This is a genomic window from Parasphingomonas puruogangriensis, assembly GCF_036663635.1.
Taxonomy (GTDB): Bacteria; Pseudomonadota; Alphaproteobacteria; order Sphingomonadales; family Sphingomonadaceae; genus Sphingomonas.
Genome location: NZ_JAXOJI010000006.1, coordinates 64,853 through 89,078 on the forward strand (window position 1 = coordinate 64,853; position 24,226 = coordinate 89,078).

At 63.9% G+C, this 24,226-nt stretch carries 25 protein-coding genes and 1 tRNA gene; 11 read left to right on the top strand and 15 right to left on the bottom strand.

The annotated features are described in order from the left end of the window. The first annotated feature begins 240 nt into the window (after positions 1–240). From U1739_RS14675 to U1739_RS14695, 5 genes are all read left to right on the top strand, one after another. Positions 241–1,002 carry a M23 family metallopeptidase gene (locus U1739_RS14675; protein ID WP_332709315.1) on the top strand — a complete coding sequence of 254 codons (762 nt, stop codon included), beginning with the start codon at positions 241–243 and terminating at the stop codon, positions 1,000–1,002. 176 nt (positions 1,003–1,178) lie between these two features. Continuing rightward, complete coding sequence (gene erpA / locus U1739_RS14680) at positions 1,179–1,520, top strand: iron-sulfur cluster insertion protein ErpA (protein WP_332709517.1); 342 nt, start codon at positions 1,179–1,181, stop codon at positions 1,518–1,520. Positions 1,521–1,529: 9 nt separating this feature from the next. After that, a complete protein-coding gene (gene xth / locus U1739_RS14685) occupies positions 1,530–2,300 on the top strand; it encodes an exodeoxyribonuclease III (RefSeq protein ID WP_332709316.1) in 771 nt (256 codons plus the stop codon). A gap of 9 nt (positions 2,301–2,309) precedes the next feature. After that, on the top strand, positions 2,310–3,113 hold the full coding sequence (locus U1739_RS14690) for a transporter (RefSeq protein WP_332709317.1): 804 nt from the start codon (positions 2,310–2,312) through the stop codon (positions 3,111–3,113). 164 nt (positions 3,114–3,277) lie between these two features. Continuing rightward, positions 3,278–3,541: a hypothetical protein gene (locus tag U1739_RS14695; RefSeq protein WP_332709318.1), complete on the top strand. Its 264-nt coding sequence runs from the start codon at positions 3,278–3,280 to the stop codon at positions 3,539–3,541. Between the two features lie 45 nt (positions 3,542–3,586). Here the strand turns inward: U1739_RS14695 and U1739_RS14700 are convergent, their stop codons facing one another. After that, on the bottom strand, positions 3,587–4,762 hold the full coding sequence (locus U1739_RS14700; RefSeq protein ID WP_332709319.1) for an N-acetyltransferase: 1,176 nt from the start codon (positions 4,760–4,762) through the stop codon (positions 3,587–3,589). Positions 4,763–4,871: 109 nt separating this feature from the next. Here U1739_RS14700 and U1739_RS14705 point away from each other — a divergent pair, with 109 nt between their 5' ends. Further along, a complete protein-coding gene (locus U1739_RS14705) occupies positions 4,872–5,969 on the top strand; it encodes a fatty acid desaturase family protein (protein ID WP_332709320.1) in 1,098 nt (365 codons plus the stop codon). A gap of 257 nt (positions 5,970–6,226) precedes the next feature. Here U1739_RS14705 and lptG read toward each other — a convergent pair whose 3' ends face one another. The 10 genes from lptG to U1739_RS14755 all read right to left on the bottom strand — a co-directional run bounded on the left by lptG (position 6,227) and on the right by U1739_RS14755 (position 16,975). Further along, positions 6,227–7,327, bottom strand: a complete 1,101-nt coding sequence (gene lptG, locus U1739_RS14710; RefSeq protein WP_332709321.1) for an LPS export ABC transporter permease LptG — start codon at positions 7,325–7,327, stop codon at positions 6,227–6,229. Beyond that, positions 7,324–8,541 carry an LPS export ABC transporter permease LptF gene (gene lptF / locus U1739_RS14715; RefSeq protein WP_332709322.1) on the bottom strand — a complete coding sequence of 406 codons (1,218 nt, stop codon included), beginning with the start codon at positions 8,539–8,541 and terminating at the stop codon, positions 7,324–7,326. The genes lptG and lptF overlap by 4 nt, the downstream gene beginning before the upstream one ends. Positions 8,542–8,676: 135 nt before the next feature. Further along, positions 8,677–10,635, bottom strand: coding sequence for an ATP-binding protein (locus tag U1739_RS14720; RefSeq protein ID WP_332709323.1), 1,959 nt, complete (start codon positions 10,633–10,635; stop codon positions 8,677–8,679). 46 nt (positions 10,636–10,681) lie between these two features. Beyond that, entirely contained in the window at positions 10,682–11,938 is a 1,257-nt protein-coding gene (gene spt, locus U1739_RS14725) for a serine palmitoyltransferase (RefSeq protein WP_332709324.1), read from the bottom strand. A 4-nt stretch (positions 11,939–11,942) separates the two neighbouring features. Further along, positions 11,943–12,185 carry an acyl carrier protein gene (locus U1739_RS14730; protein WP_332709325.1) on the bottom strand — a complete coding sequence of 81 codons (243 nt, stop codon included), beginning with the start codon at positions 12,183–12,185 and terminating at the stop codon, positions 11,943–11,945. A gap of 170 nt (positions 12,186–12,355) precedes the next feature. Further along, positions 12,356–13,258 (bottom strand): NAD-dependent epimerase/dehydratase family protein, encoded by a 903-nt coding sequence (locus U1739_RS14735; RefSeq protein ID WP_332709326.1) that lies wholly within the window; start codon positions 13,256–13,258, stop codon positions 12,356–12,358. A gap of 163 nt (positions 13,259–13,421) precedes the next feature. After that, positions 13,422–14,528: a glutamate 5-kinase gene (gene proB / locus U1739_RS14740; protein ID WP_332709327.1), complete on the bottom strand. Its 1,107-nt coding sequence runs from the start codon at positions 14,526–14,528 to the stop codon at positions 13,422–13,424. A 178-nt stretch (positions 14,529–14,706) separates the two neighbouring features. Next, positions 14,707–15,264 carry a Uma2 family endonuclease gene (locus U1739_RS14745; RefSeq protein ID WP_332709328.1) on the bottom strand — a complete coding sequence of 186 codons (558 nt, stop codon included), beginning with the start codon at positions 15,262–15,264 and terminating at the stop codon, positions 14,707–14,709. A 30-nt stretch (positions 15,265–15,294) separates the two neighbouring features. Further along, positions 15,295–16,341 (bottom strand): GTPase ObgE, encoded by a 1,047-nt coding sequence (obgE, locus tag U1739_RS14750; protein ID WP_332709329.1) that lies wholly within the window; start codon positions 16,339–16,341, stop codon positions 15,295–15,297. Positions 16,342–16,387: 46 nt separating this feature from the next. Further along, positions 16,388–16,975, bottom strand: a complete 588-nt coding sequence (locus U1739_RS14755; RefSeq protein ID WP_332709330.1) for a TetR/AcrR family transcriptional regulator — start codon at positions 16,973–16,975, stop codon at positions 16,388–16,390. Positions 16,976–17,039: 64 nt separating this feature from the next. Between U1739_RS14755 and U1739_RS14760 the strand changes: the two genes are divergently transcribed. Beyond that, positions 17,040–17,912 (top strand): metal-dependent hydrolase, encoded by an 873-nt coding sequence (locus tag U1739_RS14760; RefSeq protein WP_332709331.1) that lies wholly within the window; start codon positions 17,040–17,042, stop codon positions 17,910–17,912. Positions 17,913–18,025: 113 nt separating this feature from the next. Beyond that, positions 18,026–18,307, top strand: coding sequence for a GIY-YIG nuclease family protein (locus U1739_RS14765; protein WP_332709332.1), 282 nt, complete (start codon positions 18,026–18,028; stop codon positions 18,305–18,307). 110 nt (positions 18,308–18,417) lie between these two features. Here the strand turns inward: U1739_RS14765 and U1739_RS14770 are convergent, their stop codons facing one another. The 3 genes from U1739_RS14770 to rplU all read right to left on the bottom strand — a co-directional run bounded on the left by U1739_RS14770 (position 18,418) and on the right by rplU (position 19,791). Then, positions 18,418–18,966: a GNAT family N-acetyltransferase gene (locus U1739_RS14770; protein WP_332709333.1), complete on the bottom strand. Its 549-nt coding sequence runs from the start codon at positions 18,964–18,966 to the stop codon at positions 18,418–18,420. Between the two features lie 167 nt (positions 18,967–19,133). Beyond that, entirely contained in the window at positions 19,134–19,406 is a 273-nt protein-coding gene (gene rpmA, locus U1739_RS14775) for a 50S ribosomal protein L27 (RefSeq protein ID WP_332709334.1), read from the bottom strand. 13 nt (positions 19,407–19,419) lie between these two features. Next, entirely contained in the window at positions 19,420–19,791 is a 372-nt protein-coding gene (gene rplU, locus U1739_RS14780; RefSeq protein WP_332709335.1) for a 50S ribosomal protein L21, read from the bottom strand. 566 nt (positions 19,792–20,357) lie between these two features. Between rplU and U1739_RS14785 the strand changes: the two genes are divergently transcribed. Next, positions 20,358–23,045 (top strand): TonB-dependent receptor plug domain-containing protein, encoded by a 2,688-nt coding sequence (locus tag U1739_RS14785; RefSeq protein ID WP_332709336.1) that lies wholly within the window; start codon positions 20,358–20,360, stop codon positions 23,043–23,045. 107 nt (positions 23,046–23,152) lie between these two features. Here U1739_RS14785 and hspQ read toward each other — a convergent pair whose 3' ends face one another. Then, complete coding sequence (hspQ, locus tag U1739_RS14790; RefSeq protein WP_332709337.1) at positions 23,153–23,533, bottom strand: heat shock protein HspQ; 381 nt, start codon at positions 23,531–23,533, stop codon at positions 23,153–23,155. A gap of 122 nt (positions 23,534–23,655) precedes the next feature. Here hspQ and U1739_RS14795 point away from each other — a divergent pair. Both U1739_RS14795 and U1739_RS14800 read left to right on the top strand, forming a co-directional pair. Continuing rightward, positions 23,656–23,745: transfer RNA gene (locus tag U1739_RS14795), tRNA-Ser, on the top strand. 38 nt (positions 23,746–23,783) lie between these two features. Beyond that, positions 23,784–24,116 (top strand): DUF6481 family protein, encoded by a 333-nt coding sequence (locus U1739_RS14800; protein WP_332709338.1) that lies wholly within the window; start codon positions 23,784–23,786, stop codon positions 24,114–24,116. The last annotated feature ends 110 nt before the right edge of the window (positions 24,117–24,226 follow it).

Sequence of the window (24,226 nt, forward strand, 5' to 3'; positions counted from 1 at the left end):
CGCGCGCAACGCTGATTCTTCCATTCGGTTCCCGGAAAAATGCGCTGCGATTGATCGCCGATTTAACGGCTCGCCGTGCAACTCCGGCATTTGACCGCGCGAACGCCCGATTAACCTTGCTCTGGGCGGATGCCGTCGGTCAGAAGGAATGGGTCGGAACGCGGAGGGGCTGCGATCGTGACGAGTTCAAGGGCGGGCGTCGGCAAGTGCCGATGTCCACAGCAAGATCGCCGGGGACTAATGACCAATATTTCAGTCGCTATTGTCGCGGAAAAGATTGCTCGGGTCCGCACCGGGATGATCAGCCGGAATGTTGCTGCGATGGCGATCTGTTTTTCGGCCTGCGGCATCGCCCAGGCAGCCGAGCCAGCCGATGCGGCGACCACGCCGGCCCGTGTCGCCGCCCAGGGTGGTCTGTTCGAAGCGGCCGATGCCAGCACGACCAACGCCGAGGCGCAGACTGACCTGCAATTCCGTTCTTTGTTCATGACCTGGAAGAAGCTCGACACGGTCGAACAGGGCGCGATCGCCATTCCTTCGGTCCAGCCGGTCGATCACATGACCTTTACCAGCAATTTCGGCGTGCGCTCGGATCCGTTCCGCGGCACCGCGGCGATGCATGCCGGCGTCGACATTCCCGGCCCGGTCGGCACGCCGATCTACGCCACGGCGGACGGCGTTATCGGCCGCGCCGAACGCGCTGGCGGCTATGGCAATCTGGTAGAGATCAACCATGGCAAGGGCATCCAGACGCGCTACGGCCACCTCTCCAAGATCCTGGTCGCGCCGCTCGCCCGCGTGAAGCGTGGCCAGTTGATCGCCCTGATGGGCTCGACCGGTCGTTCGACCGGTCCGCACCTGCACTATGAAGTCCGTATCGACGGCCACGCCGTCAGCCCGGTGCCGTTCCTGCAGACCGCCGATTATCTGGCTGGCCTGCAGAGCCGCTCCGCGCACACGATCCCGGTCGCCGTCGGCGGCCCGGCACCCGCGACGGATTGATCCTACTCGTCACTCCGGACTTGTTCCGGGGTCCACCGTGCCGCCAGCCTGGCGCACGGTTATTGCGCTTAGCGGAAGCCGATGAGCGGACCCCGGAACAAGTCCGGGGTGACGGTCTGTGCTTGGAAATGGTACTAGCCGTTGCCGTGCCCCCCACGACCGCCTATCTCAGCTCCATGGCCACACTCGCACCCGCTGAAGTCACCCTGACCCCGTCTGCTGCCGCGCGCGTCGCGGCGATCGCGGCCAGGCAAGGCAAGCCCGCCATCTTGCGCCTCGCGGTCGATGGCGGCGGCTGTTCCGGCTTCCAGTACAAATTCGAACTCGCCGACAGTATCGCCGACGACGACGTTGTGGCGGAGACGGATGCCGCCCGTTTGGTGGTCGATTCGATCAGCCTCGATTTGGTCCGCGGTTGCGCGGTCGACTATGTCGAATCGCTGGGTGGCGCCGCTTTCAAGGTCGAGAACCCCAATGCCGCCTCGGGTTGCGGCTGCGGCTCCAGCTTTTCGGTCTGATCTGCGCGCATGAAGATCGTCACGTTCAATATCAACGGCATCAAAGCGCGCCTGCCGCGCCTGATCGAATATCTCACCGAGCAGCAGCCGGATATCGTCTGCCTGCAGGAGCTCAAGACCAGCGACGAGACTTTCCCGATCGAGGAGATCCGCGCCGCCGGCTATGGCGCGCTGTGGCATGGCCAGAAGGCTTGGAACGGCGTCGCCATCCTTGCCAAGGGCCAGGACCCGATCGAGCGCCAGCGCGGGCTGGAAGGCGAGCCCGAGGACGAGCATAGCCGCTATCTCGAGGCTGAGGTGAACGGCGTGGTCGTCGCCTCACTCTATCTCCCCAACGGCAATCCGCAGCCCGGCCCAAAATTCGAGTACAAATTGCGCTGGATCGAGCGGCTGTCAGCGCGTGCCCTTGCACTCCTGACAGAAGAAAAGCCGGTCGTGCTGGCGGGTGATTATAACGTCATCGCCAATGACGACGACACCTTCTCGGTCCGTGCGATGGCCAGCGATGCGCTGATGCAGCCGGAAAGTCGCGAGGGCTTTCGCCGGCTCGTCGCGCAGGGCTGGACCGATGCGCTGCGCACGCGCTTCCCCAAGGGTGGCGTATGGACCTTCTGGGACTATCAGGCCGGCGCATGGCAACGCGATGCGGGCTTCCGCATCGATCACCTGCTGCTCTCGCCAGTGGCCGCGGATCGCCTCACTGACGCCGGCGTCGACAAGGAGTATCGCGGGCGCGAAAAGGCCAGCGACCATGCCCCGACCTGGATCCGTCTCCGCTAGGAATTCAAAATGACGTTGCGCCCCATGATCGCCGGCCTGTTTCTGTCGGCGGCAATTGCCGCGCCGGCGTTGGCCGAGGAGCGTGATTATTGTCCGTCGCGTCCCGGTCTCGGCACCACGCCGTGCACGATCTCGCCTGGCAAGATTTCGGTCGAGACCGCGCTTGTCGACTGGACGCGCGACGACAATAGCGACGCACGCGAAGACACGATCCTCGTCGGCGATACGCAAATCCGCTTCGGCGTTACCGACACGGTCGAGCTGCAGGCCGGCTGGACCCCGTTCGGCCATGTCCGCACGCGCGACAAGGTTGCCGGCGGCGTGGACAGCGCAAATCGCGTCGGCGATGCCTATCTCGGCTTCAAGGCTAACCTTGTCAGTCCCGACGGCAGCGGCTTCTCCGCGGCCGTTTCTTCGTTCGCAACGCTGCCGGTCGGCCGCATGCCGACCGGGGCAGGGGATTGGGGCGCGGGGCTATTGGCGCCGATCAGCTACGACCTTAACGACACGCTCAATCTGCAATTTACCCCGGAGCTCGACGCCGCGGTCGACGAGGACGGCAATGGCCGCCATCTCGCCTATAGCGGCGTCGCCGGGCTCGGCATCAAGCTTAGCGAACAGCTGACCACGACCCTCGAGGTGCAGTTGCTGCGCGACCGCGATCCCGCAGAAAAAACCAGTCAGGCGCTCGCCGGCGTGTCGCTGGGCTATATGGTGGGCGACGATCTGCAGCTCGATTGCGGCATCAACGCTGGGCTCAACCGCCAATCGCCGGACACGGAAATGTATTTGGGCATTTCACGCCGTTTCTGATCTGCCGATGATTGGCGCAATATACCAAATCCTCGCGACTTTCCGGCCCGAAAGGCGCTCGAAAAACCGCTAAGTCATTGATATTCGGCAATCCAAGTGTTTGGCATGCATAATGCACTAACACAGTCACGACCGGTCAGAATGCCGGTCGGATGGAGGATATCATGATCAAGACCGTCATCTTCGCAGTCTCGGGCGCGCTCATTGCTGCCACGTCGCCCGCATTCGCCGACACCGGCCGCGCTTCCGCTGAACCTACCGCCAATGTGACCAGCAATACCGCGCCGGCTCAGACAACAAGCGCCAAGCCGGTGACCGCCAAACGCTATTGCGTCATCGATACAGTGACCGGATCGCGCCTACCGCAGAAGACCTGCCAGACGCGCGAACAATGGCTCGATCAGGGCTTCGATCCGCTCGCCAAATGAGCGTCGGATGCGCCCGCGGCGACGACGCCGCCGCGGGCCAGTCCGTCACAGTTCCTTGGCGTAGATCTCGTAGGTCTTGTTGACATCGCATTCGAGAATGTCGGCGATCGAGCGCATGCCCTGATTGTCGTCGAGGATCCAGCCGATCTCGCCGCGCGACGCGCCGTAATTGGCCACGGCCGCCCGGCGGATATATTCGATCATCATCAGCGCCAACTGGCTCGCCATGCGCGACGATTGCAGCCGCTTGACCACGCCCATCAGCGGCACGCGCATCGTCTTCACTTGCGGCGCGCGCAGCCACCACAGCAGCTTCGCCCAGCCGAACGGCAGTAGGTTGCCCTTCAAGGGCGCGATCGCCTCGTTGAGATCGGGCAGGGTAATCATGAACGCCACCGGCTCGCCATCCACTTCGGCGATGCGAATCAGATCCTCGAACACGATCGGCTTCAATTTCTTGCCAACGTCGATGATCTCTTCCGGCGTGAAGGGCACGAAGCCCCAATTGTCCGACCACGCATCGTTGAGGATATCGAGGATGATCGCCGCTTCGGCATCGAAGTTCGCCTTGACGACCTTGCGGATGCGGATGCGCGCATTCTTCTCGCCCGCGGCGATGATCCGCCCGCAGATCGGCGGGAAGGTCTTCGTGATGTCCAACTCATAGGTCAGCAAGGTCTTGGCGGGCCGATACCCGGCGCTTTCGATCCATTCCTGATAGTGGGGCGCGTGATGCCCCATCATCACCGTGGGAGGATGATCGTGGCCCTGCACAAGCAAGCCGGGTTCGTCCCATACCGACTGGCTGATCGGGCCCAGCGCCTTGGTCATGCCGCGTCCCCTGAGCCAGCCTTCCGCAGCGGCGATCAGCGCGTGCGCGATGTTGCGATCCTCGCAATCCAGCATCCCCCAACTGCCTACCCCGGGGCCGAAACCCTGTTCGGGCGGCAGCGTCAGCGCGAGCGTGTCGATATGCGCGGCGATGCGCCCGACGACCCGGTCGCTGCCGCCGTCGCCGCCGCCGCGTGCGGCGATGAACAGCGCGCCCTCGGCATGGCTGTACCAGCCGTTCTTCTTCGGATCGAGCTTGTCCCACTCCTCCTGTCTGAGTGGCGGCACCCAGTTCGGGTCGTCGGCATTCAGGCGATAGGGCAGTTCGACAAAGGCCTTGCGATCGGCTTTGGTATCGACGGGGCGGATGGAGAGCTGTTGCGTGGCCAAGATCGGTGCCTCTTATGGACTGGGTGCCCCGTCGAGCGTCCGCGGGTTCCTGTCAAGCAGGCGTTGATTGCCACCGTAGCGCCACTATCTACCTGTAATGCAACGCACCATGGATAGCTCGCTCACCTTCGCCCGGCAGCCCGCCGACGCCGTTACGCCAGCCACGCGGGTGGCGCGCGAACGCATCGCCGACGATCGCGCGATGCTGCGCACCGCCGCCGAATTGACCCGCGACCTGCTGCCGCACAAGCCGGTGGTGTATTGGGCCGATCTGATCGCCTCCGCGGTGGTCGGCTATGGCGGCCTGGTCGCGGCGATCATGTTGCCGTCCACCGGGCTGGCGATCCTGGCCGGGGTAATTTCTGTGCTCGCACTGTATCGCGCCGGCAGCTTCATTCACGAACTGACGCATTTCAAGCCGTCGGCCGTGCCCGGCTTCCATCTCGGCTGGAACCTGATCGCAGGCATTCCTTTGCTGGTGCCGTCCTTTATGTACGAAGGCGTGCACAATCTGCACCACGCGCGCACGCGGTATGGCACGGCGGAAGATCCCGAATATCTGCCGCTGGCGCTGATGAAGCCGTGGACGCTGCCCTTGTTCATCGTGGTCTCGATCCTCGCGCCGATCGCGCTGTTGATCCGTTATGCCATCTTGTCGCCTCTGTCGCTGCTGATCCCAGCGGTGCGCAAGCTGACCGTCGAGCGCTATTCGTCACTGTCGATCAACCCGCAGTTCCGCCGCCGTCTGCCCGAGGGTCAGGCGCGTAGCGAATGGTTGTGGCAGGAAGCGGCGGCCAGTGTCTGGGCGATCGCTTTGCTGACTATGGTTGCCACCGGCGTCATTCCGTCGCGCGCCTTCGCGATCGGGCTCGCCATTCTCTCGACATCGATGGTGCTGAACCAGATCCGCACATTGGTCGCGCATCTGTGGGAAAACGAAGGCGAGGCGATGACCGTCACCGCGCAATATCTTGATACGGTCAATGTGCCGCCGCCGGCCTTGCTGCCGATGCTGTGGGCGCCGGTCGGCCTGCGTTACCATGCGCTGCACCACCTGCTGCCGGGCGTGCCGTATCACGCGCTGGGCGAGGCGCACCGGCGCATCTCGGCAGCGTTGGATGCGGCGTCGCCGTATCACAAGGCGAGCTATCCGGGCCTGCCCGGCCTGGTCGCGAAGATCGCCCGCTCGACGATGGTGGCGCGCTAGCCTCCATTCGTCACTCCGACTGGTTCCGGGGTCCACTCCTCCACCCGCGCTTTGCCTGCAAAGCGCAGTGGGCCCGAACAGGTTGGCAATTATGCCTTTGCGAACAGGTCCTTTCCTGTTCTCCCGCGAAAGCGGGAGCCTAGGGGACCAAACGTCATCGCTTGCGTCCCTGGGCCCCCGCTTTCGCGGGGACCAAGAGGCTGCGTGTTAGCACGCGATCATTGGCGAACAAGTCCGGGTAACGGCAGCAGGTGAGCCTATTCCTCGGTTCGCACCAGCACTGCCTCACCGATCAAAAAGAACAGCAGGAACGGCGCCCAAGCCGCCAGGAATGGCGGGTACGCCCCCAAATTGCCCATCGCGAGCGCGAAATTATCCGCCACGAAATAGGCGAAGCCGAGTCCCATGCCGATCGCCGCGCGCAGGAACAATTTGCCCGATCGCGCCACGCCGAATGCGGCGACAGCGCCGAGCAGCGGCATCAGTATTGCCGACAACGGTGCGGACAATTTATGCCACGCCGCGCCTTCCAGCGCCTTGGTCGGCCGCCCGGCATCGGACAGATCGCCAATGGCCTCGCGCAACGCGCCGAACGACAGACCTTCGGCATCGACCGTCGCCAGGGTAAACTGATCGGGCCGCACGCCTTGCGCGACGACCACCGTGCCGAGCTTGGTCGCGCGGCCGCTCGCCACGTCGAAGCGCGTGGCATCTTCGATTCGCCAGGCCGAACCGGTATAGCTGCCGCGCGGCGCCTGGACGATCGACACCAAATTACCCTTGGCGCGGTCGTACAGCGTGATGTTGCCCAGCCGTGCGCCGGCCCGGCGCCCCTTGATCTGGCCGACCTCGATCAGATCGTCGCCATCGCGGACCCACACGTTGGAGCGGTCGCCGCGGTCGATCGGCAGCTTGCCGTAATCGACCTTCTGCCATTGTGCGAGCGTCGCCGAGGCGCGCGCGACGATGCGATCGTTGAACGCGAACGAGATCATCGCCACCACCAGGCTGGCCGCGATCAGCGGCGCGAGCACCTGGTGCGCCGAAAGGCCGGACGCCTTCAGCGCGATGATTTCGCTATTCTGATTCATCGTGGATAGCGTCAGGATCGTGCCGAGCAGCACCGAGAAGGGCAGGATGAAGGCGATGATCTGCGGCGCGCGGAGGCCGACATAGCGCCACACTTCGGCGTCGCCATTGCCCGGCTGGGCCAGGATGCTGCCGGTCTGGCCGAGCAGGTCAAGCGCCTGCAGTACCAATACCAAGGCCGCCATGATCGCGAAGGTGCGCACCACGAACAGCCGCGCCATGTAGATCGCGACAACACGCGACGGGAAGAATTGCAGGAAGTTCTTCATGCCAATGCTTCCCGACGGCGGCCGGGCATCCGGCGCAAAATCCATTTGCCCGCCTTGCCGGCGGCGCGCTCCAGCCCGCCTATCGGCTGGCCATCGGGCACATAGGCGATGGTGTAGAACATCCAGCCGACCAGCGCCGCGAAGATCACGAACGGGGTCCACAAGGCGATCAGCGGGTCGATCTTGCCCAAGCTGCCGATCGACGCGGCATATTGGTTCACCTTGTGATAGGTGACAACCATCACGATCGCCAGGAACACGCCGAGCGCCGAGCTCGAGCGCTTCGGCGGGATCCCCAGCGCCAGCGCGAGCAATGGCAGCAAGAACATCGTCGCCACTTCGACCACCCGGAAGTGGAATTCCGCGCGGCTCTTATCGCGCAAATGCGCGTCGGCCTTGGGATCGTGGCCCATCTTGGCCAGTTCGGGCAGGGTCAGTTCGACGTTGCGCAACGCTTGATCGACGCTGCTGTCGCCGCGCTCCCGGAAGTTACCGATCTTGGGCAGCGGGATGGGCAGATTGTGCGTGCTGAACGTCAGCACGCGGGGTGAGGGGAGATTAGGCGCATCGTTGACCAGCACGCCGTTGGTGAGCTGGAAAACGATCTCTTCCGGATTGTCGGTGGCGAGGAATTTGCCGGTTTCCGCTGTCACCGCATAGGAGGCGCCATTCTTGGTCACGGCTTTGACGAAGATGCCGGAAAGCTTGCGCCCCTGCTCGCGGCTTTGCTCGATGCGGATCGTCATCTGCTCACCGAAATGGGTGAATTCGCCGACCTTGATCGACGCGCCAAGTGCGCCAGTGCGCAGCTCGAAGCGCAGGCCTTCATAGGCATAGCGCGCCTTGGGCTGGACGAAGCCGACGATCGCCAGGTTGGCGGCAGCCAGCACGAAGGCGAACATGAACGGCACGCGCAACAGCCGCCAATAGCTCATGCCCACGCCGCGCATCACGTCGAGTTCGGAACTGGTGGCGAGCTTGCGGAACGCGAGCAGCACGCCGAGCAGCAGACCGATCGGAATGCCGAGCCCCAAATATTCCGGCAGTAGATTGGCGAGCATTTTCCACACTACGGCAATCGGCCCGCCTTCGGTGGCGACGAAATCGAACAGCCGAAGCATGCGATCGAGCACCAGCAGCATCGCCGAAATGACGAGCGTGGACACTAGCGGCAGCAGGATCAGCCGGACCATGTAGCGATCGATCGACTTCATGGTGCGGGGGAGGATCTTTCGCGAACGGGCGCGGGAGCGCGGGGAGGGGATGCTATACCGGCGCCGGGCGCGTCCGTCAGCCGCTAAATGTCATGGCGAGTCTTGGCTGGGGCGACGTGAAACCGCCGATTACGATCACTCCGCCGCGATGCTCTGCGGCGCCGGCCGCTCCACCGCCATTGCCGCCTCCAGCGCGCGTTCCAGCTGCACGATCGTGAACGGCTTGCGCAGCACATGATGCCCGCCAAACTGTGCCTCGCTAGTCTCGCCGGCAAAACCGGTAACGAACAGCACCGCAAGGTGGGGATAGGCCGGGCTCAGCGCGGCGATCATTTCCGGGCCGGTCTGGCCTGGCATCAGCACGTCGGAGACAATCAATTCGATCTGCGGCGCCTGTTCCAGCATGGCCGGCGCGGCGAGCGGATCGGCGCAGGCGATCGGGCGATGACCGAGATCCTCCAGCGCTCCCATCGTGGCGGAAAGCACGCGTGGGTCATCTTCCACCACCAGGATATGCAGCGAACCACCGGCCTCGGCGGGGACCAGTTCGGATGCTTGTTCGACGATCGGCGTCGCTTCGGGGATATGGCGCGGCAGGTATAACGTCACGGTCGTGCCCTTGCCCGGGGTCGAGGCAAGGCCGATCTCGCCCTTGGCCTGGCTGACAAAGGCGAAAATCTGGCTGAGGCCAAGGCCCGTGCCCTGGCCGATCGGCTTGGTGGTGAAGAATGGCTCGAACACGCGCTCCATCACGTCGGGCGTCATGCCGTGCCCGGTATCGGTTACGGCAATCGTCACATATTGGCCGGCCGCGCAGCGCCCGATCGCGTGTTCGGCGAGTTGCGTGCCGGCTGTGACGATGGTCAGTTTGCCGCGCCCGTGCATCGCATCGCGGGCGTTCACCGCAAGATTGAGGATGACGTTTTCCAACTGATGGCGATCGGCGCAGGTCAGCCAATTGCTGTCCCGCTCGGCCGGGCCCATGTCGCGCGCAACGACGGTGATCGCGTCGCCCAGCGTGCGATCGAGCAGGTCGGACATGCCGGCGACAAGGTCGCCCGCGGCCAATGGCTCGACCCTGAGCGCTTCCTCGCGCGAGAAAGCAAGCAGGCGGCGGGTCAGCGCCGCGGCGCGGTTGGCGCCTTCCATGGCATTGTCGATATGCCGCCCGGCTGACGCGACGTCCTTGCTAAGAGTACGCCGCGCCAGCTCTAAACCGCCGACCACGACTGCCAGCATGTTATTGAAATCGTGCGCGATGCCACCGGTCAGCTGGCCGACAGCCTCCATCTTCTGGACCTGGCGCAGCTTGCTTTCCTGCCGGCGCAATTCGGTCGTCGCATGCTCCACCGCGACCTGCAATTCGTGCGCGCGCTCCCGCGCCGTCTCCGCCTCGGCGCGCGCCACCGCCTTATCGCCGAGCGCGCGCAGCGTGAGCCAGCCGAGCAGGATCGCGCCGAGCACGATGCTGACGCCGAACACTGCCAGCACCGCGGCAAGCCGGTTGGCGCGCTCGAGCGAGCGCATCACCACCGCGGTGCGCTTGGCCAGCAACACGCGTTCCTGCCCGATCACGCCGTCGAGCAGTCGGTCGATGCGGTATAAGGCGGCCGATTGTCGCGCGGCATAATAACGCGACAGCGCCTGGTTGTTCTTGCCGTAATTGGTGCTGAGCGCGACCAAGGCCAGCTCTTTGCCGCGCTCGTCATAGGCGCCGCGCAGTGCCGCAATGTGGCGGTTTTGAGCGTAATTATCGTCGGTGACTTGATCGAGCCGGCGGATCTGCTGCCCGGCCAGCTTCCAATCGTCGACGTACAGCCGGCCCAGTTGCTTGTCGCCGCTGATCACGTAGCGGCCGAGCGAGGCTTCGGCGCGCGCGATCGTGCTGGACAGCGTGCGCGCCAGGATCATCACTTCGTAGCTGTGCGATTGCAGGTTCAGCGCGCGATCGCGCTGGCGGTTGGCGCCGCCCAGCGTCACGATCAGCGCGACCAATACGGCCGCGCCCAGCACCGCCATCACGACCAGCATGATGGTGCGCCAGGCGGATGGTGGCTCCCCTGGAGCCGCGATCTCGCCGTCGATCCCGCTCATGGCCGCACGATATACACGCGTCGACTCGCGGTTGAAAGTGCGGGGCTCAGCCGATCACGCCGACCGCGCGGCCAGATGCCTCGAACATCGCGAGCACGGTATCGATCTGTGCTGGCGTATGTTCGGCGCATAGCGAGCAACGCAGCAGGAACGTGCCAGCCGGCGTCGCGGGTGGGCGCGCCATATTAACGTAGAGGCCGCCATCGAGCAGCGCCTGCCACATGACGACCGCTTGCTCCTGATCATCGAGAATGATCGCAATAATGGCACTGTCGGGGTTCTCGGTGCCGAGCTTGAAACCGAGTGCCTTGAGCCCGCCGTGAAGTTTACGGGCGTTGTCCCACAATTGTGCGCGCTTCTTGGTCGCGGTCATCAGCTTGCGGATCGACGCCGCAGCAGTGGCGACGACCGAGGGCGGCAGCGAGGCGGTGAAGATATAGGGTCGGCAGGCGAGGCGGATCGCCTCGAACTTGGGATGGTTCGACACGCAGAAGCCGCCGACCGTGCCGACGGATTTGGAGAAGGTGCCGATGACGAAATCGACGTCGCAGCCTTGCGCCTCGTACACGCCGCGCCCGTTCGGCCCGAAAAAGCCCATCGAATGGGCCTCGTCGCTGAGCACCATGGCGCCATGCTTCTTGGCCACGGCGACCATCTCGGCCAGCGGCGCGATATCGCCGAGCATCGAATAGACGCCTTCGAGGATGACAAGCTTGCCGGCGTCTTTGGGTAGCCGGCCAAGGCGCTTATCGAGATCGGCCACGTCATTGTGGCGGAAGCGCACGATCTCGGCATTGCCCTGCTTGCAGCCGTCATAGATCGAGGCATGGCTGTCGGCGTCGAGAATGACATACTCGCCCTTGCCAGCAAGCGTGGAGATCATCCCGAGATTGGCCATATAGCCGGTCGAAAAGACGATCGCGCCGGTCATGCCGTAGAAATCACGCAGCGCATCCTCGACCTCGATGTGATCGCGGAACGTGCCGTTGAGCATGCGGCTGCCATTGGTGCCCGAGCCGAACTGATCGAGCGCGGCATGGCCGGCGGCGATCACGTCCGCATCGAATGTCATGCCCATATAATTATAGGTGCCGAGCAGGATCGTATCGCGGCCCGCAATCACCGCCTCGGTCGGCGAGGTGACTTTTTCCATGACGATGGCAAACGGATCGGTCACGCCGGTATCGATCAGCGCCTGGCGCTCGGCGATCAGCGCGTCGAACTTCGACATCAGGTCGCGTTCCGGCGCGACGTCGGCGGGATTGTCGGAAAGCTTTTCGGTGGCGAGGCCGGCATCGGTCATCGTCTCAGCCCTTCAGCTTGACGACGGCATCGGTGAGCTGGCCGACAGTTTCGATCTCGGCCTGCATGTTCATGGTGATGAGGATGTCGAATTCGTCCTCGATCGCCGCAACGAAATCCATCACTGTCAGGCTGTCCCACTCCAGGTCGCCCTGAAACGTGGTCGCATCGGTGACGGTCACGCCCTTCTTGTTGAAGGGGGCAATTTGGGCGGCGATCGTGGCGAAGATCTCGGTGCGGTCTGTCATGGGCCTGTCCATATGCAATTGCCGGCCAACTTGCCAAGTGAATGCGGCGGGAAGGGGGCGTGGGGAGGGCCGCGCTATCGTCACCCCGGCGCAGGCTGGGGGCGCCAGGCGATCGCCCAACGGCCGTCCCGCAAACTAAGCCAGCGGTCCCGGTCTCCGCCGGGGCGACGTTAACGCAGCAGCCCATTCGCGCGATACCACGCCGCTGTTGCCGCCAGCCCCGCCGGCGTGGCGATCTCGGCCCGCCACAAATCCGTCCCTGGTCGCCGCGCCGGATCGGCTGCCCAATCGGGGTGCGCCAGATAATTTACGCGGTCCTGCGTCAGCTTGGCCTGGTCGCCGCGGAACATCTTGTCGGCTGATGCCGCGAGCGACAGCAACCCCTTGGGCAACGGCAAACTCAGCACGCGCTGACCTACCGCTGTCCCCACCGCACGGGCGAACTCGTCATGCGTCCAGGCCCGGCCATCATCCGGTTCGAGGATCACCCGCCCCGGATCGGTCTCGACCAGCGCCAGCAACAGCCGGGCAAGATCGTCGACATGGATCAGCGACATCCGCCCGGGTGGTGGCATTAGGGCAAGTCCCAAACGCGCCAGGCGGAACACGTCGCGCATTTCCAAGTCGCCGGGGCCGTAGACCGCGGGCGGGCGGACGACGGTCCAATCCAGCGCGCTCGCTGCAACAGCATTCTCGCCGCCACGCTTGGACCATCCGTAATGGGAAAGCTCGGGTTCGCGCGCGGAGAGCGAGGAGACGTGGATGAAGCGCTTCGGTCCGGTGACCACAGCCGTTTCGACCATCCTCTGCGTGCCATCGATATTGGCAGCGGCGAAGCCGGCGCGGGTGGGTGCGTTGACGATGCCAGCGACGTGGATCGTAGCATCCGCGCCGTCGAGGAGGCGGGGTAGGGCGTCGGCCGATTCAAGCGCGCCGGCAATCCAGGTGACGCCATTGCGAGGCGGTTGCGACCGCCGTGCGAGGGCGCGCACGCTATGGCCGCGCTGTAACGCCAAATCGATCAAGCGCTTGCCGACGAAGCCGGTGCCGCCGGTAATCGCTAGGACGCTCATGCCGCCGCCTCTACTGTAGCAACACTTTTAGCCGCTTCCCCGGCGAAGGCCCGGGCCCAGTCGTGACGGTAGTCGTTAGGGAGCGCAGCGCCCGCCAATGACCGACCCGCAACTGGGCCCCGGCCGTCGCCGGGGAAGCGGCCGAGGGGCAAGTGAACCACCCTCATAACACCGCCATATGATTACGATGCACCAGCGCCCCGCGCGGCGCATAGCCCAGCACCGCCTCGAGCGCGCTGGTTCGCATGCCGACGATCCGGGCCGCCTCTGCCGCATCATATTCGGCCAACCCGCGCGCGAGGATCGCCCCGTCCGGCCCGACCACCGTGACCAAATCGCCTCGCGCGAAAATGCCCTCGACCCGCGTCGCCCCCGCCGCCAGCAGGCTATTGCCCTTGGCCAGAGCCCCCGCTGCCCCGGCATCGACATGGATCGTGCCCTTCGCGGTCAGCCCGCCCGCCAGCCACGCCTTGCGCGCCGGCGCCGCTTTCTCGGCCACGAACACCGTATGCCGTGCCGCCGTCGATAGCGGGTGCGCGATCCGTCCGCTGGCGATCGCCAGATGCGCCCCCGCGGCATTGGCGATCCGCGCCGCGGCGATCTTGGAGACCATCCCGCCCGATCCCATGCCCGAGGCCGAGCCGCGATCCGCCATCGCCTCGATCGCGCCATCGATCCGCTCGACCCGCGCAATATGCTCCGCGCCTGCAAGTGCCGGATTGCGATCGTACAGCCCGTCGATATCGGAAAGCAGCACCACGCCCTGCGCGCCCGCCGCCTGCGCCACGCGCGCGGCGAGCCGGTCGTTATCGCCGAAGCGGATTTCCTCGGTCGCCACGCTGTCATTCTCGTTAAGCACCGGCACTACGCCCAGGCCCAGCAGCCGGTCTAGCGTCGCCGCCGCGTTGAGATAGCGCCGGCGATCCTCGAGATCGTCGAGCGTGACGAGCATCTGCGCCGCGGTCAGCCCCTCGGCACCGAGCGTTTCCGCCCATACCTGGCTCAGCGCGATCTGCCCGACCGCAGCGGCGGCCTGCGCATCTTCGAGGCTCGCGCGCCCGCCCTTGGCCAGCCCCAACCGCCGCGCCCCCAGCGCGATCGCGCCCGACGACACCACCCCCACCTGTTGCCCGGCGCGGCGCCGCTCGGCGATATCGGCCGCGATGCCCTGCAGCCAGGTCCGCCGCACGCCGCCATCAGGATCGACCAGCAGCGCCGATCCGATCTTAACGATTAGGCGCGGGCAGGCGGAGGGCGGAAAGAGCGACATGCGCGCTGCGTTAGCACGCTTTACGCCCGAGTTAAGCTATCACGCAGCCGCGGTGCCTGCCGGCACGTATGGCGCTGATACATTCAGTCAGCCAACCCTGTTCTCCTGCAAACGCAGGAAAACAACGGGGCAATTACGCTAGAGGTGTCCCGTCGAACAAGTCGGGATGACGGAAGCGTCAATCGCGCGCGAAAATCTCGTCGTGATCGAGGTCGATGCCGAGCGACGGCAACTTAAGGCAGGTTGCCTCTTGGTAGGTTACGTCGCTCCAGCCTTTGGGCGCTATGCGTTGCACCACCCGCAACTGCTCGTTTGCGATATCGACGAAGACGACCGTGTCGATACTGTCGAGTTCCTTATACTCTTCCAGTTTCACACGGAGGTCGGTACGCGCCGTGCCCGCCGACAGCACCTCGAAAACGACGCGTGGATCGTCCGCCGAAAGCTGCCCATCGTCTTCTCGCTCTTCGTGGCCGCAATAGACGGAAACGTCGGGATAGCGGATCGATCGTTCGCGCGTTCGTGCAGCCATATAGGGGCCATAGGGGGCACAGCCGCTACCGCGCAATTTAGGGCCTAGTGCAATGATGATGTTGCTCTGCACGCGCGCGTGTCGCCGCGATCCGCCCGCCATCATTCGGATTACACCGTTATCAAGTTCGGCCTTCAGATCGCCGAAATCGAACCGAAGAAACTCCTCGGCTGTCAGCAGCGGATAATCAGGTTGCGTAGCCATGTGCCGTACATACCATAGCCTATGCAGCCCTCAAACCGGCGACCAGGCAATCTCGTCTTCGCCTTCATCGTCCGCGCCGACCACGCCGCCCGATGGGCCGATCGCCTCGAGCATCTTGTCGAGGATCCAGTCCAGCCCGGTGCCGGCGGCCCCCGAAATCGGGATCACTTCCGCCCCGCTCGCTTCCTCCAACTCGGCCGACAGCGCGGCAATCAGTTCGTCGTCGAGCGTGTCGATCTTGTTGAGCGCCACGATCACCGGCTTGTCGATCAGCCCGGCACCGTAAATCTCGAGCTCGTCGCGCACGATGCGGTAGCTTTCCGCGACATCCTTGTCGTTGGCATCGACCAAGTGGAGCAGCACGCTGCAGCGCTCGATATGGCCGAGGAAGCGGTCGCCGATCCCGGCGCCGTCCGCGGCGCCCTCGATCAGCCCCGGAATATCCGCGACGACGAATTCCTTGTGCTTGTGGCGCACCACGCCGAGCTGCGGGCGGGTCGTCGTAAAGGCATAGGCGCCGACCTTGGCCTGCGCGTTGGTCACTGCGTTGATGAAGGTCGATTTGCCGGCATTGGGCAGGCCGACCAGCCCGGCATCGGCGAGCAGCTTGAGCCGCAGCCACACCCACATTTCCTCATACGGCCAACCGCTGCCATGCTGGCGCGGCGTGCGGTTGGTCGAGGTCTTGTAGCTGGCATTGCCGCGCCCGCCATCGCCGCCGCGCAGGAACACGACGCGCTCGCCGACCTCGGTGAAGTCGGCGAGCACTTCTTCCTTGTCCTCGCTCAGCACCTGCGTGCCGACCGGCACCTTGATGATCAGGTCTTCGCCGCCCGCGCCGGTCATGTTGCTGCCCGCGCCGCCTTTGCCGCGCGGCGCGCGGAAATGCTGCGTGTAGCGGAAGTCGATCAGCGTGTTGAGCCCGGCGACCGCTTCGAACACGATGTCGCCGCCCTTGCCGCCATTGCCACCATTGGGGCCGCCATATTCGATGAACTTCTCACGGCGAAAGCTGACGGCCCCCGGGCCGCCATTGCCGGAACGAACGAAAATCTTTGCTTGGTCTAGAAAGTGCATCGCGCTCCCATAGCGGAAGTGCGAAATTTTGCCAGCGGCGCGCTGGTCAGGTGGTCGCCACGCTCACGTGCGACGCAATCAACGTCTTCACCGCCAATTCCCGTGCGGTCGTGCGTGGTAAGCCCAGCGCTTTAGCCATCGGCCCGCCAAGCAACGCATCGCCCAACGCGGTCAGCACCAGCTGCAAGGTTTCCTCATGGATCGAGGGGCGCCCGGGTTGATGCCCTTCGGACAAATCATCGACCAGCTTGTGGATCGCCTCCAGGATCGGATCGAGCGCATCCTCGTTGCCGGTCAGGATCATCCAGCTCGCCATCGCCCCGGCGCCGCGTGCGAATGCGTCGAACGTCATGTCGACCACTTCGCGCGGATCCTGATCGCCAGCGCGGGCGCGCTTCGCCGCGGCGCCGATCTGCGCGGTGATCGTGCCGGCAAGATGCGCGATCAGCGCCTTTTGCAGGTCCGCAGCCGAGCCGAAATGGTGCAGCAGATTGGCATGCGTTCGCCCAATCCGCGCCGCCACCGCCTTCAGCGTCACCGCTTGCGGCCCATCCTCGACGAGCAGCGCGCGCGCTGCCTCGATCGCCGCTTCACGCGATTGTTCAGGCGAGAGCCGGCGACGCACTATTGACATGAGTGTAAGTAAAGCCTAATTTATGTGCAACAATACTATTGTCTCTTTCTGTTCCGAGGTTTTGATGGCGAAAGCAACCACTCCGGCCGATCTCACGATTACCCCGCGTGATCTGCGCTTCGGCCGCGGCACGTCGATGCGCCGTTGGTGGCTGAACGACGATCCGTATGCGACGGCGTTCTACAACGCCTTGTCGGTTACCTTCCCCAAGGGCGAAGGCTTTTTCGTCGATAGCGTGCGAGCTTTCCGCGAGGGCACGTCGCCGCAGCTGCGGAGCGAGATCCAGGCGTTCATCAAGCAGGAAGTGATCCACACGCGCGAACATGTCGCGTTCAACCGCCACGTCACCGATCAGGGCTACGATACGGCGCCGCTGGAACGCGATGTCGATGCCGCGCTCGCGCTGACCAAGGGCCGCCCGCCGATCGCCAGCCTGGCGGCAACGATGGCGCTTGAACATTTCACCGCGATGCTGGCGCATCAGCTGATCGCCAACCCCAAGCATCTGGCCGGCGGCGACCAACAGGCCGCTGCCTTGTGGCGCTGGCACGCCGCCGAGGAGATCGAGCATAAAGGCGTCGCCTATGACACCTGGATGCACGCGACCAAGGATTGGAGCCGCTGGCAACGCTGGAAGATCAAGTCGATCGTAATGGTCGCAACGACGATCAAATTCTTCCAGGGTCGTCGCCGCGGCATGCTCGAACTGTTGCGCCAGGATGGGCTTACGGGGCCGAAAGTGTGGGCGCGGATGGCCTGGTATGCGTTCGGCAATCCCGGCATGGCGCGAAAAATCCTGGGTGCGTGGATCGCCTTCTTCCTGCCCGGCTTCCACCCGTGGAATCACGACGACCGCCAGCTGATCGCGCTGGCCGAGAGCGACTATGCTGCGGCGGTGCTGCCGCGCGAGCCGAAGCGGGCGGCAGTGGCCGCATAATCAGCCCTCACCCCCGCGCAGGCGGGGGCCTATCGCTGCCTGTTCCCTGTGCTAGCTTATGTTGATGGAACGATAGGCCCCTGCCTTCGCAGGGGTGATGGCGGGTGGTGGGCATGGGCTATGTCTACATCATGACCAACGGCCCCAGCGGTACGCTGTATATTGGCGTCACCAGCGATATCGTTCGGCGCGTCTGGCAGCATCGGGAGGGAATTGGTTCGGCGTTCTGCCGCGAGCATGGGTTCACGCGGCTGGTACTGGTAGAGACTTATCCGACGATCACTGACGCGATCGCTCGTGAGAAGGCGCTTAAAAAGTGGAAGCGCTCGTGGAAGCTGAACCTGATCGGTCGCGCAAATAGCGATTGGGCGGATTTGTGGGAGGTGATCGCTTAACGCTCTACGCCACCCCTGCGAAGGCAGGGGCCCATCGCTATCTCCTCAAGCGGCGGCATTTGACGAAACAGCGATAGGCTCCTGCCTTCGCAGGAGTGACGGCTCCTTAGCTACGCCGCCAGCCGTTCCTCGCATCGTCGGCCTTCCGTCAGATCAAGCTCGAACACCGCGCAGGGCACGTCCGTGCCCCGCGCCCGCGAGTGGCGCGGTTCGATGCGGCCGGTGGCGCGGAAGCCGAGCTTGGTCAGCACGCGACCCGAAGCGGGGTTGTCGATGAAATGCCCGGCGTGCAGCCGGCGCAAGTCGAGCGCATGGCGCGCCATGTCGATCACCTGCCGCCCGGCCTCAGTGGCGTAACCGCGACCCCAGGCATCGGGCGTCAGCCAATAGCCGAATTCCGCTTCGCCCGCGGTGGCCAGATCGATGGCAATCCCGCCGATTAGGCGCGGCGCATGCGCAGGCGATTCGAAGATCAGGAAGTTCGGCACCGTGGCGGCGCGGGGGATAGCCAGAAACGATTCCGCATCCTCCAGCGCATAAGGCCAGGGTGCACGCGCGAGCTTGGCGACGACCTGCTCATGGCCGATCGCGGCGGCCAGCGCGGGCGCATCCTCGGGCCAGCCGGGCCTGAGCGTCAGTCTCTTGGTACGAGCAAACATCTTACTCTCCTCGGGTGCAGTTCGCCAAGCACGTCCGAATGACGTGGCGGCGACAGGGCAGGGGAGGGAGCAATAAAAAAGGGAGCCGGGGTGACCCGTCTCCCTTGTTCGGACCGCTTGCGCGGACCCGGGTCACCCTGGTGGGCAACCCGGCTGGTTACCCGATGTTATTCGGCGGCAATCGCGACCGGCATGTCGACCGAGCAGAATTTACGGCCAAGCTTGCCTTCCTTGAACGACACACGACCTTCGGTCAGCGCGAACAGGGTATGGTCCTTGCCGATGCCGACATTGGTGCCCGGATAGAATTTGGTACCGCGCTGACGCACGAGGATGTTGCCCGGGACGACCGATTCGCCGCCGAACTTCTTCACGCCAAGGCGACGACCGGCCGAATCGCGACCATTGCGCGACGAGCCGCCTGCTTTCTTATGTGCCATCTCGAACTACTCCTTACGCCTGAGCGGCCGGGGCTTCAGCGCCCGTCGCATCGGTGGTCGGCTGGTCAGCCTTCTTTTCTGCCTTGTGATCACCGATTGCGGTGATGCGCAGGATCGTGTGCTGCTGGCGATGGCCGTTCTTGCGGCGATAGTTCTGCCGGCGACGCTTTTTGAAGACGACGATCTTGTCGGCCTTCGCCTGAGCGATGATCTCGGCGGAGACGAGCAGCCCCTCAACCGACTTGAGCTCGGCGCCTTCGCCGGCGAGCAGCACGTCGCTCAACGAGATCGACGAACCTGCTTCGCCATCGAGCTTCTCGACGACGATCTTGTCTCCGGCGGCGACGCGGTATTGCTTGCCGCCTGTGCGCACGACTGCGAACATGGCCTACATCACTTTCAAAATAACGAGCCCCACGTCGAGTAAGCCCGACGCGGGAAAGAAGCGCCAGCTAAGTCAGCGCGGTCCGCGTGTCAACCGGTTCGCACGCGCCCAGGGGCAGGAAAACGTTGCCAATCTGCAATAGTGAGGCGGCAAAATGGCCGCGCCGGACGCTTTTCGATCCGAAGCAGTAACACGCTGTTGCAAAGCAGCATTTATTATGGCGTCATCAAGATCCCAGAACGGGGCAAGATCGCCGATGGCTCCGAAGAGAGCAGCGGTGGTGTCGGCCTGGGTGGAGCAAAAGGAGCAAAGTCAGATCGGTCCTGATGGGCAAAAGCGCACAGGACAAATGCGGACAATATTCTGACTCCGATGATCAAACGGGCAGGCGTGACACGAATGATCGTGCGCGATGCTTGTTGTCGGCCAAAGAACATTGGCCCGGTGCACATGCAGGTGGAGCAAAGCTGCCGCACGACGGCCGTCTAAGGGCGGATCGGCGCGCGGCATGACCGGACCGTTAGGAGCGGACTCGTAGCTTTTCTCACTTTGGGGGTGCTCATTCCATGCATATGTCATCGATTTCGCTATTCGCACTGGCTGTGGCCAGCGCCACGCCAGCATTGGCCGACCCGACAGCAGACGAGCCGGCCGTAACCGTAACGGCACAGGACGCATCGGCTGCCCTGCCGGAGCAAGACGACGAGGCATCCGAGATCCTGGTGCTTGGTACGCGCCGCACCGATCGCACGCTGGCCAATTCTCCCTCTCCGGTCGATGTCATCAGCGCGGCCGAGCTCAATCAACAGCCCGCCGCCAACATGATGGATGCGCTCAAGAATATCGTGCCGTCATTCTATGTCGGGCAAAACTCGATCTCCGACGCATCCACGTTCGTCCGCTCGCCTTCGCTGCGCGGTCTTTCGGGCGACCAGGTGCTGGTGATGCTGAACGGCAAGAGGTACAATCGCTCGGCGCTGGTGCAGGTCTATGGCGGCAGTGACACGGGGCTCGGGCGCGGCGCGCAAGGGCCGGACATTTCGGCGATCCCGTCGCTGGCGATCGGCAATCTGCAGGTGCTGCGTGAAGGCGCGACGGCGCAATATGGCTCGGACGCGATCGCCGGTGTGCTGAACTACGGCCTGCGCGAGGATCAAGGGATCGAATTGGTCGGCCGGGCCGGCCAATATTATGAAGGTGACGGCGAAAGCTATCAGATCGCGGGCAATGCCGGCCTCAAGAGCGATTTCGGGTTCATCAACGTGACCGGCGAATATGTCGACGAGGGGCAGACGAGCCGCGGCGTGACCCGCCCGTCGGCGGCGAACTTCGCCATCAATTACCCGGATCTCGCGTCGCAACTGCCCAACTATCCGTTGCCGGCGCAGATCTGGGGCAGTTCGCCGTCGCATGGCTACAAGGCGGTGATCAACTCGGCGATCAACGTCACGCCGGACAGCAAGATCTACTTCTTCGCCAATTATGCAAAGAGCAAAGGCAATCAGAGCTTCAATTATCGTGCGTCGGTATCCAGCACGGCGGTCGATTCGAACGGCGTGGTGCGCAACCAGGGTGCCAACGGGGCCTTCAACAACACCTTCTTCCTGACCCCATGCCCGGTCGGCAATGCGACCTGCCTGCCCGGCGGCTTCGTGCGGGACGGCAATACCTTTCGGTTTGGCCAGCTTTACCCTGCCGGTTTCACGCCGCGCTTCGTCGGCGAGACCGAGGAAGTCTATGGCGTGCTTGGCTATAAGGGCACGTCGGGGGCCTTCAGTTACGACGTGTCCGGCACGCTAGCCCGCAACAAGCTGTCGCTGTCGATGTATAATTCGGCCAACTTCTCCTACGGCCCGGCAACGCAGACGAGCTTCGAGTTTGGCGACCTGATCCAGAAGGAAATGAACTTCAACGCCGACTTTACCTATGCTGCAGAGCTGGGCTTGGCCGCACCGCTGACGATCTCGGCCGGCGGCGAATACCGCAAGGAAACCTACGAACAGACCGCGGGTGACGAGCAATCCTATGGCGCGGGCCCGTACGCCGTAGCCCAACAGCTCTACACGTTGGTTTCGCCAGGCGTGTACGTCGCCTCCGGCACGACGGCAGCGCAGGGCGTCGGCGCCAGTGGCTATGCCGGCACTAGTCCGGACACTGCCGGCAAGTTCAGCCAGAAAAACTACGGCGCCTATATCGGGTTGGAAACCGATCTTACCGAGGCACTGTCGGTCGGCGCGGCGGGCCGCTACGAACATTACAACACCTTCGGCAGCGCTTGGGTCGGCAAGATCAACGCGCTGTACAAGGTGGCGGAGCCATTCTCGATCCGCGGCAGTTTCGGCACCGGTTTCCATGCGCCGTCGCCTGGCCAGTCGAACGTATCGATCGTCACCACGTCGTTCAACGGCGGCGTCGCGTTCCAGGCCGGCACCTATCCGGTCAATAGCCCGGTCGCACAATATTACGCGGCGACCCCGCTGAAGCCGGAGAAGTCGACCAATTACGGCTTGGGCTTCATCCTCGAGCCGGCCCGCGGCATGACGATTACGGTCGATGGCTATCAGATCAATCTGCGCGACCGCATCGGCCTGACCTCGCCGTTCATCGTCAGTGCGGATGACCTTGCGGCCCAGCCAGCCTTGTTGCCCGTCGGCGTCGGCGGACAAGTGCAATATTTCACCAACGGTTTCCGCACGCGTACGCGCGGTGTGGACGTGGTGGCGACATATCGCGCTACCGTCAGCGACGCGCTGATCAACCTGTCGTTGGCGTATAACTATAACAAGACCAAGGTTGTGGAGTATAACGCCCGCGTCATCAGCTTCCCGATTCTTATCGATGCCGAGAATCTGGCGCCGAAGCATCGCGCCGTCTTTAACGCAAACTGGTCGCTCGATAATTTGAGTTTCAACGTGCGCGAGAATTATTACAGCTCGTTTACCAGCGCGCAGGATTACGGCGTCACCAACATCGTCACCAACGGCGTCGTCACCGGGGCAACGCCCAATCAGGTGTTCGGCGGCAAATTCACCACCGACGTCGAACTGAGCTACACCTTTGCCGACCATTTCACGCTCTCGGTCGGCGCGCAGGACTTTACCGACGAGCATCCCGATCGGCTGGCCGCCACGTCCACCATCCAATTGTACCCGCTCACCGGGGGCACCTCGGACGGGCAGGTCTATCCCCGCAACGGTGGTCCGTTCGGCTTCAACGGCGGCTTTTACTACACGCGGTTGCGGATAAAATATTGATGCGGTGCCGGGGGCGCGGTGCGCCCCCGGCATTCAAGTCGCATGAATCAGAAGAGCCAGCCGATCGGGCGATCGACCGGCTCTTCGATAGTCGTAGTGCCGCTCGCTCAGTGCCGGTGCTGTGGCCGCAGCGTGTAGCGCCCGTCGGCATAGTCGGTGAACAGACCGCGGATCGCAGGATGATCGACCGGTTCGTCGCTGTCGTCGGGGATCAGATTCTGTTGGCTGACATAGGCGATGTAGCTCGATTCCATATTCTCGGCGAGCAGGTGATAGAAGGGCTGGTCCTTCTTCGGCCGAATGTCCTCGGGGATTGCATCATACCATTCCTCGCTATTGGCGAAGATCGGATCGATGTCGAAAATCACGCCGCGGAAATCGAACATGCGGTGGCGCACGATCTCGCCGATGCCGAAGCGCGCATGCGCGATCGGGGGCATGGCCACGTCGGAATTGGCAGGGGTCATGGGAATGTGGGAACGGGACATGGGCCTAATCTAATGTCCTTTTCGCAGTGCACAAGCTGAAGGGTTGCCACACCCCGATTAGTCGATTAGACGCCCGCCTTCATCGACCGGTATCGCCCCTCAGGCGGCATCAAAGACCTCGCGGAGAGGTGGCAGAGTGGTCGAATGTACCGCACTCGAAATGCGGCGTGCCCTCGCGGGTACCGTGGGTTCGAATCCCACCCTCTCCGCCAAATTTTGACTACACGCGCCCGAAAGGCCCCGATACCCAATGGCTTCTTACAAGGAACCGACCTTCCAGGATCGCGCAGCGCTCGCTGCCCAGGCCAAGCAAAAGGCGCTGGAGAAGCTGAAGGCCAAGCCGCAGATCGACCCCGAGGTCGCCGCCGCCCGCGCCGCTGCGCGCCAGGCGCGCGAAGAAAAGGAACTGCAGCGCCGTGCCGAGAAGGCGCAGGCGATCGAACAGGCCAGGCTCGACAAGATCGCCAAGGCCGAGGCCGAACTGGCCGAGATCGAAGCCGAGAAGCAGCGCCTGATTGATGCGGATATTGCCGCCAAGGCGGCGCGTGACGCGCGCTATGCGGCGCGCAAGGCCAAGCGCTAAGCTAACCCGCTGGCGCTTCCCCGGCGAAGGCCGGGGGCCAGTCGCGACGCCCTCGTGACGACGCGCAGCGCCAGCCAACTTCTACCGTCGCGACTGGGCCCCGGCCTGCG